This window comes from Paraburkholderia acidipaludis NBRC 101816 (genome assembly GCF_000684975.1).
GTDB classification, from domain to species: Bacteria; Pseudomonadota; Gammaproteobacteria; order Burkholderiales; family Burkholderiaceae; genus Paraburkholderia; species Paraburkholderia acidipaludis.
Window position 1 is genome coordinate 87,896 of record NZ_BAXZ01000002.1, and the last position, 10,988, is coordinate 98,883.

The 10,988-nt window shown below is 58.1% G+C and carries 7 protein-coding genes; 5 read left to right on the forward strand and 2 right to left on the reverse strand.

Annotation, left to right across the window (positions count from 1 at the left end):
• The first annotated feature begins 539 nt into the window (after positions 1-539).
• The 4 genes from BAC01S_RS01445 to BAC01S_RS01460 all read left to right on the forward strand — a co-directional run bounded on the left by BAC01S_RS01445 (position 540) and on the right by BAC01S_RS01460 (position 6,912).
• Complete coding sequence (locus BAC01S_RS01445) at positions 540-815, forward strand: hypothetical protein (RefSeq protein ID WP_027793165.1); 276 nt, start codon at positions 540-542, stop codon at positions 813-815.
• A 47-nt stretch (positions 816-862) separates the two neighbouring features.
• A complete protein-coding gene (locus BAC01S_RS33210) occupies positions 863-2,062 on the forward strand; it encodes an HNH endonuclease (RefSeq protein WP_052408670.1) in 1,200 nt (399 codons plus the stop codon).
• A gap of 129 nt (positions 2,063-2,191) precedes the next feature.
• The gene (locus tag BAC01S_RS01455) at positions 2,192-3,448 is read left to right on the forward strand and encodes a metallophosphoesterase family protein (RefSeq protein ID WP_027793166.1); all 1,257 of its coding nucleotides are present in this window, start codon (positions 2,192-2,194) and stop codon (positions 3,446-3,448) included.
• Positions 3,449-3,453: 5 nt separating this feature from the next.
• Positions 3,454-6,912: an ATP-binding protein gene (locus BAC01S_RS01460; RefSeq protein ID WP_027793167.1), complete on the forward strand. Its 3,459-nt coding sequence runs from the start codon at positions 3,454-3,456 to the stop codon at positions 6,910-6,912.
• 437 nt (positions 6,913-7,349) lie between these two features.
• Here the strand turns inward: BAC01S_RS01460 and BAC01S_RS33215 are convergent, their stop codons facing one another.
• Positions 7,350-7,946: a hypothetical protein gene (locus BAC01S_RS33215; protein ID WP_156954270.1), complete on the reverse strand. Its 597-nt coding sequence runs from the start codon at positions 7,944-7,946 to the stop codon at positions 7,350-7,352.
• A 464-nt stretch (positions 7,947-8,410) separates the two neighbouring features.
• On the opposite strand from BAC01S_RS33215, the gene BAC01S_RS33555 reads away from it, so the two are divergent.
• Positions 8,411-8,626 carry an AbrB/MazE/SpoVT family DNA-binding domain-containing protein gene (locus tag BAC01S_RS33555; protein WP_084168122.1) on the forward strand — a complete coding sequence of 72 codons (216 nt, stop codon included), beginning with the start codon at positions 8,411-8,413 and terminating at the stop codon, positions 8,624-8,626.
• A 9-nt stretch (positions 8,627-8,635) separates the two neighbouring features.
• Here the strand turns inward: BAC01S_RS33555 and BAC01S_RS30000 are convergent, their stop codons facing one another.
• Positions 8,636-9,751 (reverse strand): replication initiation protein, encoded by a 1,116-nt coding sequence (locus BAC01S_RS30000; protein ID WP_245616469.1) that lies wholly within the window; start codon positions 9,749-9,751, stop codon positions 8,636-8,638.
• Positions 9,752-10,988: the final 1,237 nt, after the last annotated feature.

Sequence of the window (10,988 nt, forward strand, 5' to 3'; positions counted from 1 at the left end):
CTGTACGATGTGACATCGTATACAGACGTCACTGAACGGTTTGTTCGGGGAAGCTGACGATGACAAAGGACCATGAAATTCCCGCCGATTACCTATGCGGGCTTGGCAGGACAATTTGCCGGCCGGCCAGTTGCCGAGCGAGACTGAACGGGATAACCAGTAGTTTCGTGGCAAGGTCGCCTGCTGGCACGGAGTTCGAGTTCGCTGACGGAACGATGAAACGTTTAACTTCGGTATGCAGGACCTCAGCGTCGCTCAAATGAAGGCGGTCTATACCATCCCGAGTCGGGTGAACTCATAGATAACTACGAGGACTGGGTCTTCCCGACCTTCATACCATCCTCTTTGGCGAAGGAAATCCAGGCAAATGAGCGAAATCAAGCATGTGGTGCCGAACGAGGATTCAGCCATGACAGACCGGGCACCTCCGGTGGCAGCTTGCACGAAGTGAGCAGGTTTTAGTACTGTACTTCTCGCACGAGTCTCTGCTTTGCACCGCGACCGAATGCGACCGTCTTCAACTTGAACCCGAGATAACGATGGCAGCTCCGACCTATCTGCTTGAAAAGCTTGCCCGGCATGGCGCCGCCGCGCAACGTTTGCGACAAGAACTCGACAGCGGCTCGGGAGAATTCAGTCAGTCCGACGAAGCGCACGCCATCGCATTCGATGCTGCCGATTTTGTTTGGACCTATCTATCGCTCTACGCCGGCGACGAAGCGCAGGACTCGCGCTTCGTGAGAAACCAGGTCGCCGAACGCATTCTGGACGTCTTACAGGCGCTGCCGTGGTTGCAAGATTCAACCCGTGCGTGAATTTCGTGTCATCTGGCTGGGCGGCTGAACTTAACTTGGCGACAATAATGACAATCGACAAACGATTCGCACTTCTGGCTGACAATGGCGATGTCCTGTATCCATATCAGAAACGGCAACAGTCGACGGGCCGATATGGCTTTGCTGCGACGACGCCTGAGCACGGGCACGACCGGCACTCCGGCGGGCATTACACGACCGATATTCGCGAAGTGATTCGGGGAGTCCTCTTCCAAGGATGGGGCATTCGCGCCAAGTCCGAGGCTGATGGGTCTCGGGCTCGTGATGGAACATTCAAGCTGGGCGAGCGGGCTGTGCCGGGGTATTGGATTGCTCCGGAATTCCGTCACCTTGCTGTCGGTGCGGCACTCCAACCGCGAGCGACACTAACGGAAATCAATGCGCCATCTGGCGGCCGCGCCCAGGAAAAGGCGTCCAGACGGGCCAGCGCTCTCACGGCCGAGGACTTTGTCGCGGCCTTCGAAGCGGTGTCGCCGCGCGCGACGGACCGTCAGTTGATGATGCTTTTCGGGCATGCAGCTGCGAAAGACGCAATGCTGTCAATGCTAGGCATCGCGACGCTAGGCGAATACGACGACTATTCGGCGGCGAACATTCAGTACGGCAAGTTGGGCCGGCTCTTTGCCGACCACTTGCACATCGGCGACCTGGACAATTTCACTGAGGTTCTCGCCGAACCCGGCAACCCGGATGCAAATGGACACTGGCAGTGGAAGCTCAGACCTGCGCTGTTGGCTGCACTCCATGAATTGGGTCATGTCGACAGTCCATGCACCGGACCCGGCTTAGCCGAAGCGATGGCGGAAGTGGCTGCCGACCCGCAGTCGCAGGGCATTTCCGAAACGACCCGCACGGCGTTGGTCAATGCCCGTATTGGCCAAGGCGGATACCGCAAGCGGCTCCTTCGGCTATGGGGCGGTCAATGCGCGGTGTCCGCCTGCTCCATCCCGTCGGTACTGGTCGCCTCGCACGCCAAATCTTGGGCATCGTCGTCAAACGCCGAGCGCCTCGACGTCTACAACGGACTTGTACTTGCGGCGTCGATTGACCGGCTTTTCGATGCTGGCCTGATTGCTTTTGGCGACGATGGCCAGCTACTTCACAAGGCTCTCCCTTGCCCGGAACTGCGGGCGGTTGGCCTCGGAGACGATTCGAGATTGAGGTTTATACACGAGCCGCATAAAGCTTACCTGTCGGCGCACCGGCGGCAACACGGATATGAGTGAACGTTGGCCGTCTGTCCGGGGCATCTGAACCGCGAGCGCATGGACACTGCAATTCGCCTTCAATTGTCGGGGCCTCCCGCACCAAATAAATTGAATCCGATTATCGAAAAAGCCTAAACGGAGAAAATTTTGAAATTCATCCATGCGGCAGACATACACCTCGACAGTCCGCTCGTCGGCCTCAGCTCCTATCAGGACGCCCCAGCAGCCCTGCTGCGAGGCGCAACGCGCGCCGCGTTTACCAATCTGGTCAATGAGGCCATTGAGCTACAAGTCGACTTCATGATTATTGCAGGCGACTTATACGATGGCCCGTGGAAAGACCACAACACAGGCATTTACTTTTCCAAGGAAATGGGACGCCTGAAAAAAGCGAATATTCCGGTTTATCTGCTCTTCGGCAATCACGACGCCGAAAGCGAGATGACCAAGCAACTCCAGCTACCGGACAACGTCTTCGGATTCGGGACCAGGAAGTGTTCGACATTCTACATCGAGCATCTCAAGGTGGCGTTGCACGGTCGAAGCTTCAAGGACGCGGCGACGTATGAAAACCTGGTCACAACCTATCCGGCGCCCGAACGCGGCATGTTCAACATTGGGGTGCTGCATACGGCACTTGAAGGCAATGCAGCGCACGCCCCCTATGCTCCGTGCAGTTTGGACGAGTTGCATGCAACGGGCTACGACTACTGGGCCCTAGGTCATGTGCACGAGCATCGGGTCTGGGAGGGACCTTCGACTATCGTGTTTCCTGGCAATCTCCAGGGGCGGCACATTCGGGAAACAGGCGCCAAGGGCGCTGTTCTGGTGAGCGTGGATAGCACGGGCCAGCGAACGCTTGAACGCCTATATGTTGACGTTTTACGGTGGCACGACCTGGTCGTGGAAGTCTCCGCATGCGAATCGCTGGTCGCGGCCATCCGAACTGTCGAACGCGAGCTGACCCAATTTCTGGATAGCGCCAGTGGCGGCCTAACCTATGCCATGAGGGTGACGTTGGTTGGAAAATCGGCGGCGCACGGAGACCTGTTCGGGGAAGAGGCTCAACTACGCCAGGAAGTACTGGCAGTCGCTGCATCGCTGGCACCGGAACGGTTGTGGATTGAAAAGGTGCGGGTTCGGACCGCCATGAAAGATAACGGGGAGACCATTAAGGCGCGACACGACGCATTGTCCGACCTCAGTGAATTGCTGGCGACTGCCGAGGGCGACGAAGATTTCTTGAAAGCGCTTCAGGCGGACCTGCTCGGCCTGGTGGCCAAGGCACCGTCTGAGCTGCAACAGACGATTGCTTACTTTCCCGAAATCAAATCAGGGAATCTGAGCGCACTGGTGAATGAGGCGCGTGCTGGTCTGCTGGCCCATCTTGAGAAGACGGAGTAACGGCTATGCGCTTCCAACGACTCGACCTGCTCAAGTTCGGCAAGTTCTCTGAACGGTCTCTTGAGTTCCGCGGCTCGGCGACTGACTTTCATCTTATCGTCGGTCCGAACGAGGCCGGCAAATCGACGCTGAGAGCAGCGATTCTCGACCTACTCTTTGGCATTCCAGTGCGCTCACCGCACGGGTTCTTACATCCGTTGAACGAACTCAAGTTGGGCGCTTCTGTTAGCAATGGCAAGACGTCACTGGACTTCGTCCGAATCAAGGCCCAACGGCAGACGCTCAGAACCCCAGCGGACGGTGTGCTGCCTGATTTGGCACTTGAGCCGTTTTTGGGCGGTATCGACAGAGACTTCTTTGACCGCATGTTCGGTCTGGACCACTTCAGACTGGTTCAGGGCGGCAATGACATCCTGAACGCTGAGAGTGACATCGGCCGAATCCTGTTCCAGTCTGCTGCGGGGGTGGCGAGCCTGGGAACAGTGCGAGACCAACTGGCCGCAGAAGCCGACAAGCTTTGGGCGCCCCGAAAATCGGCCGAGCGCACTTACTATGCGGCGGCTGACCAACTCGAGCAGGCGAACAGCGCTCTCAAGAAAGCCTCGGTTCGCACGAAGGTGTGGGCCGAAGCAAACAGCGCCGTCGAGACGTTACGAGAATCTCTGGAGGCAGCACGGACTCGTTGGCGCGAACTCGATATGCGTCGCGCGCGGCTCGAACGAGTGCGTCGACTGGCACCACTTATTGAGGCGCTTGGTCAAAACGATTCTGCCCTGGAACTCCTTAAAGAAGCGACCGACCTGCCGGAAGATGCGGCTCGAGCGCTGAGCCAGGCAGAACGCGACATCGCTCGCGCGGAAGCCGTGCTGAAAATTCGCAAGGGCGAGGTGACAGCCGCCAGGGAATCGCTGTCGGCGATTTCCGTGGATGAATTCCTGCTGAGCGCCGAGCAGCGCATTGCCGAACTGGAGGCGCGACGCGTCCGGTACGAGCCATACGCAAGGGACATCGAACGACGAAAAAGCGAAATTCAGGCGCTTCAGGGGCAGCTCCGCCGTGCCTGTCTCCAATTGAAATGGGCCTACGAATCCGAAGAAGCCTTGCTGCTCAAGCTACCGTCGTTGTTGATTCGTCGCAAGCTAGGAGACCTTGCGAGGAAAGCTAGCGGGATTGAACAATCCCTCAAGGCGGCAGACTCTTCTGAGCGTACAAAGAAGGCCGATATTGAGTCGCTTGAAGCCCAGTTGGACGGTTTGGCCGAGGTCAAGGTAACAGCTGGCCTACGGGCGGCTTTGCGCAGGGCGCAATCCTTGGGCGACCCCGCGCAGGTTCGGGAAAAGCAACGTGTCCAAGTCGAAAAAGCTGAGACCGGGCTTGAGACGGCCTTGCGAGCGCTGGGCGTTTGGCGCATGGACATCGAGGGCCTGTCAAAGCTTCAGTTCCCATCCGGAGAGGCTATCGCACACCGACTACGTGAACGGCAGAATCTCGACGTTCAGGTCAAGTCGCTTTCCGAGGACCTGTCCACACAAATTTCTGCTGTCGGAGAAGCAGAGCTTCGGGTCAGTCAATTCACGGAACTGAGACATCCGACCACCTATGCGATGGTGGAACAAGCGCGCGCTGAGCGCGATGAGAAATGGGGGACCGTCAAACAACGGACAGACAATTTTGAGATTGAGGTCGAACAGTTCGAATCGGCGATGCATGATGCAGATGCGCTGGCGGACACGCATTTGAGTAATGTCGAAGATGTAACGGAGCTTCAATCGCATAAAGATGAACTCGAAAGACAGCAACACGCCCAAACCCGCCTTGAGCACCAGTTAGAAGCAGCCAGAGGACAGCTGGACACTTTCTCTTCCGAATGGGGTGCGCTAACTGCGGCAGCGGGCATCGGCGGTCTGCCGCTTGATGATGCTTTAGACTGGATTCGCAAGAAGGACGTCGCGCTCGAGCGCGGCCAAGCGCTTCTTGAAGCCCAGAAGGAGTCTCAGTCCACGTTGAATGCCTTGGCGGACGCGACTCAGGAGCTGCTCACGGTCCTTGAGGAGAACGGGGTTGCTCCGGTGAGCGCGGAGAACTTGAACGCCCTGTGCATTCAAGCCGAGCATCTTATTTCCGAAGCGGATGGCGTCAAAGGGCGACGGGACGCGTTGAATGGTCAATTGGCCACGGCCCGCCAAATCTACCTGGCGCTCCAAGATGACTTGGTCGCGGCCAGAAAAGAGGCGGCCTCGTGGGCTGACGATTGGGCGTCCACGCTGTCGAATGCTGGACTGGACGCTGCCTACGATACCGGCACTGTCGAAGGCGCTCTGGAACTGATTGGCGAAATCGAGGAAAAGGCACGCAAGGTTTGCCAAATTCAGGCGGAGCGCATCGATACGATGAAGTCCGACCTCGCCTTGTTTGCCGAGGATGTTGAAGCGTTGTGCGGCGCTATTGCCGTGCCCCTAGACGGCCAGGAGCCCGCGGAGGTAGTGCAACAGCTTGTCGTCAAGGTGCGGCAAGCCAATGAAGCGCGAAGTGAACGAGAGCGGCTAACCGCTGCGCTGAGAGCGGCGGAGCAGCACGTCGTCGAGTTGGAGACCGCGAAGCACGAGGCAGAGGCCGTTATTGAGCCTTTGAAGGCGCGGGCCGGCGTATCTACGCGCGAGGCTTTGGCTGAATGCATCGCTCAATCCGATGAAAAGCGTCGATTGCTGGAGGAAGCCTCTCGACTAAGGCGCGACCTGATGGCGGGCGGAGATGGCCAATCGAGACAAGACGTTGAGGGTGAGATTGCAGCGGCCAACTTGCCGGAGATTGCCACGGAGATTGCCGCGCTGTCCGGCGACCTCAAGACTATCGTCGAGCGCCAGGGAGTGCTATCGGCAGAACTGGCGACCGCAGAGTCCACATTGACGGCGATTGGCGGCTCGGACGCGGCGGCGGAGGCAGAGGGTCAGCGGCAAGAAGCTTTGTCGAAGATGGCCGATGCGGCCGAGCGCTACGTGAAGGTGTTCACTGCGGCCCGATTGTTGCGCTGGTCCATTGACCGCTATCGTCAGGATAAGCAAGGCCCGATGCTGGCCAAGGCCAGCACAATATTTGCAGAACTGACCCAGGGTTCCTTTGAGCGCTTGGTCGTGGACTTCGACAAGCAACCCATGGTGCTGGAGGGGCGCCGTCCCGACGGCAAGCATGTCGGTATCTCGGGCATGAGCGACGGCACCCGAGACCAGCTATTCCTGGCACTACGCTTGGCCGCTTTAGAAATTCGCCTGGAGCAGGCGTCCAAGCTCCCCTTCATAGCGGACGACCTGTTCATCAACTATGACGATGCGCGGTCGGCTGCGGGCTTACGGTCATTGGCGTCCCTTGCCAAACAGACCCAGGTGATTTTTTTGACCCACCACCATCACATGGAAGCGCTCGCTCGAGACACATTGGGCGACGCCATCAATGTCGTACACCTGTAAGCAACGAACTATCATCGGCCAACGAACCAGCGGACCTTGCAATGTCGAAAATCACATTGGATGAACAGCGTGCGCAAATCATCGATGCTGCAGAAAGTGGCAACACGTTAGTTATGCAAACTATCGTGAAATTCCCGCAATGACGGCATATACCGTCAGCTTGGATTTCCAGTCGTTCGTGAAATTGCTGGCGCACAGTAAGCCGACCGCCCTGTATTCAAGACATCCCCTCGATTTCCCAGTGTGCTGACGGTCGGCACCTCGTCAACGCCTGTCGCAACAATGCCGGCGCCGAAGCTCAACAATTGATGGGGAGGCCCAATGTTCCGGCCAGACACGCGCATGTCATGACGTAAAAAATGGTGCCCCCAAACCTGCGATGCACATACGAAACCGTGCTAACACAATCGATTCAAGAAGGAGCGGCGTAGCTCAGGCTAGCGCTCAACAAAGGCCTTCGCGGCCTTTTTGACATCGTCCACCATCCCTTCGGCGAGCGCTTCGAGCGGCGTGCGCGGCCCGAGCGACCCCTTGGGCTGAGTGAAGAATTGCCACTTGCTCCAGCCCGGCAGAGACCCAAGTGCCTGCGTCACCTTCTGAAGCTCCTTCCGGTCGACTTCCAGGTCGAGATAGAACGCCGGGTAGTACGTCGCAGGCCCGACATCCAGACTGAACATCCGCCCAGACTTGACCGCTTTGCTCAGCGCCTGCTTGGTAACACCTAGGCCCCGGAGGAAAGTGGCCGGTTTCATCAGACGTCCCTCACGCACTAACGCCTCTCGTCTCCGGAGGACTTCGTCCGAATCGACGATTGCTTCGAAGCCCGGTCGGCCCTGGTTGTCCTTGTGCGAGGCAGCCTGCATCAGACAGGACTTGAACTGATGCTCGAGTTCATCATCGGACAACGTGCTCAATGCATTGGCTTCGTCCTCATCCAGCCTGTGGACGAACGTGGCGAGACGGCTGAGCGCCGCTTCGCGCGCAGTGACAACAGTGGGTACAGGGTCAGCGAATTTCGGTTTGGCGCCAGTCATGAGTGACTCCAATGGTGGTGCCATACCAGTCTAGCTCAAAGCTGGCGCAGGTCAACCGAGTCAACCGAAATTGGTAAGGGGGCGAATCCCGCGCTCCCGCGCCTCAGGCAGCCGTTAGCGAGCGACGGGCGACCTCAAACGAGGGGCGATTATCGAGCATGTTGGTCTCTCACCGTTAAAGCTCGTGCCCCATAGCCTCCAGCTTGCGAACGACAAGTGCGAAAATCGTAGAGGTCGACGCCTCGCGACATTCGCGACCGGTGTTCGGAACAGCAGGTATCACGGAGTATCATCGGTTTTGATACTTCTTGCAGGGCTACGCTGCAAACAGGGATGAGTCGTTCGCTACCGGTCCGCACACGCCGCAGGCTACGCGACTACCAGTGCCCATGCACCGGCAACTGATGCGCAGTCACGTGCGCCTGGCGCCAACATAGAGCCACACATCTGGGAGCACTGCAGTCATGGAATCAAGAATTAACGCAAGAGGTCAGACTACTGTCCCCGCCCAAGTTCGTAAGGCTTTCGGTGTCGGACCGGGCGCGCGATTGACATGGGTGCTCACGCCCGACGGAGATGTCTTCGTGCGCGCGAAATCGAGGTCCATCCGTGAGTTCGCTGGCGTGCTAGAGGCCGACCGGCATGTCAGCATCGGAGACATGAATCCGTGGGAGGACTGATGACCGTATCTACGCGTCGGGTGCATCGTTGGCAGTGGCAGCCCATTCGGAGCGAACAACGTAAATCCTCTCGCCGTCTTTCGAAAAAAAGTACTTCGCTACGTGACAGCACGTTGGCGTCCTAGGGTCCTTGAGCTTTTCAAGCGCACGAATGAGGCTTGTCCGGAAATTGCGCATGTGAGACTCGTAGCCAGAAAGGCGGTACAGCGTCAAAATAGGCAACCACAGCGGACCGGCGTGTCCCGCGTAGAAGTTTGCCAGCCAGCCCTTCAACCCGTCATACCCCGCTACCTCGTTATCAACAGCGGTCCAGCTTCCCGGCCCGAATAGTTCCGCGATGGATGTCGTCACGCGCAGCAGAAGCACATCACTTCCCTTGAAATCCTCAGAAAGCCCGCCGTCCTCAAATGTCACGGACAAAAGCTTTGGTACTTCGATATTCAGCCGGTTGTAGCGCATGCGCATCTGCGCAAGACTCAGACGAAGCAGGCTGGCGCGGATGGCTCGATGTGCCTTGACGCTATATTCATTGCCGATGCGACGCACGAACTCATAAAAGGTCGTCCGCACGTGGCGTGTGCTCTCTTCGGGACACAGCGGCACCTCTCGGAAATAGTCCAGACACGTTGCGTAGACGATGCGGTCGAACTGACAGAGTTCGTACCCGGAAAAAACCAAGGTCATGTTCTTGAACGAGGCAATTTCCTTTCCGGCCACCAGGAGAGTCGGGTCGCCTGACAGCACCCCTGCGTTGTCGGCCTGCACAGTGCGACCGGCAGAGAACAAGGCTGAGCGAAGAAACGCATTCGGCAGCGCCCTGGCCATCGTGGACCAACTCGGGAGGTACACTTCCGTACCCCGACGTGCCGCCTGCCGGCGCCGCGCTTGCTGAACCTCTTCCACCGTCGCATTTGACGGCAGTTCAAGAACCGCTGGTCCAGCCAGCTCATTATTTGCGCGACGTTCGAGGCCGTCGGCGAAGCGACCAAGTTGCTCCGCCGCTTCCAGCACCGTCACTTGCTGACCCGGAGCGGCGGAAAGGGCGGCCTCCGCAGTGAGATTTGCGAGCGCGCGAAGCTCAGTGACCTTGTTCACGGCATTCGTTGACGTCTGCGAGCTCATCATGCTGATGCCCCGTGGGCAGGACGGCGTGATTCATCGCGATGGCATCGCAGGGTGAGCGAAGCCTGCTGAAGTGACTCTCGAAAGCCGGCGCCACGAAGCGCTCTGATGGCTCGCGTGGAAAGCTGTGCGATGCCGGCAGCGCGGCGAGTCGACATTGGCGGTCTGGTCATTGCAAACACATGCAGGTGGAGATGTATCTGTATATGTGAGCAAGACGGGCATGAAATAAAAAATATTGCCTATCTGAAAAGTCGTAGCAAACGCAACAGATATTTAGCTTGGCAAATGACTGTTCCACTTGTACTCTGCATCGCTCCCGCTTGTACTCCGCATCGCCTTGACTTGTACGCTGCATCGCTTTAGCTTGTACTCTGCATCGCTCACTCCCAGTGACGCGGCGAATAATGACCTGCGGCGCGCGGATTTATTGCTGGTCGATGCGTTCCATAGTATTTATAGACTCTGTAATCGGGATAGGCGAGCCAGCATGACCCAGAGCTGGCGAACCGCTCCGTAGTGTGAGCTTTGGGTCCCGGCGAGTTCGCCGATAACCGGCCACCGGGCTCCTTTGCATTTGGTCGTGAGACGGACAGACGACCATCGAAGAGCGTTGCGTGGCTCATTGCCCAGGAAATGTTGCGGCCGCAATCGTCGACCTTGGTCAGCGCGGTGGCTCCGCACTCGGAGATAGTACTGTCACCACCGAATTGCCCCGTCCTGGTGACGCGGGAGCGATGTCAGAAATAGCGCGGCGCCGTTTCAGGGTTGAATTCCGATTTCTCTCTGGATGACAGAGCGGCACGAAACACGAGTCCGATTTCGCTCCTTGCCTGGACGGTATGCATCGTTGCGAGCCCCTCGGTGTCGCACATGGCGAAGGCAGCTTCGAACGGCCTCGGCACAAGTCACCGATGAGGCCGGCCAATTCCTTGACAAAGTGGACTAAGCGGATTAGCTAAAAAAAGCGGCTGGCCAGGACGAGAGTTGGCGGCGTGCTCGTCCGTCAACTGCACTGGTCCCGCGCCGCACCGCCGGTCAGGCAAACTAAATGACCCGCCCCCGGTCATCTCATCCTGGTTGCCCGCTATTCACGTCCTTTGTTTTGCGCCTTCGTTGCCCAAAACGCGGTCGACGACTACTTTCGCGAGCACGAGGCCATCAAGGTCGATGCCTCGATGCCCGGCTTGCCGGTCAAGTAGGTGTTTGAACGGTTATCGCCGAGAGACCATTGAGCATG

What these genes read in the sequence shown, in the direction of transcription:
- BAC01S_RS01445 (WP_027793165.1), top strand. Translation starts at nt 540, where the DNA reads ATGGCAGCTCCGACCTATCTGCTTGAAAAGCTTGCCCGGCATGGCGCC.
- BAC01S_RS33215 (WP_156954270.1), bottom strand. Translation starts at nt 7,946, where the DNA reads ATGACTGGCGCCAAACCGAAATTCGCTGACCCTGTACCCACTGTTGTC.
- BAC01S_RS30000 (WP_245616469.1), bottom strand. Translation starts at nt 9,751, where the DNA reads ATGATGAGCTCGCAGACGTCAACGAATGCCGTGAACAAGGTCACTGAG.
- BAC01S_RS01460 (WP_027793167.1), top strand. Translation starts at nt 3,454, where the DNA reads ATGCGCTTCCAACGACTCGACCTGCTCAAGTTCGGCAAGTTCTCTGAA.
- BAC01S_RS33555 (WP_084168122.1), top strand. Translation starts at nt 8,411, where the DNA reads ATGGAATCAAGAATTAACGCAAGAGGTCAGACTACTGTCCCCGCCCAA.
- BAC01S_RS33210 (WP_052408670.1), top strand. Translation starts at nt 863, where the DNA reads ATGACAATCGACAAACGATTCGCACTTCTGGCTGACAATGGCGATGTC.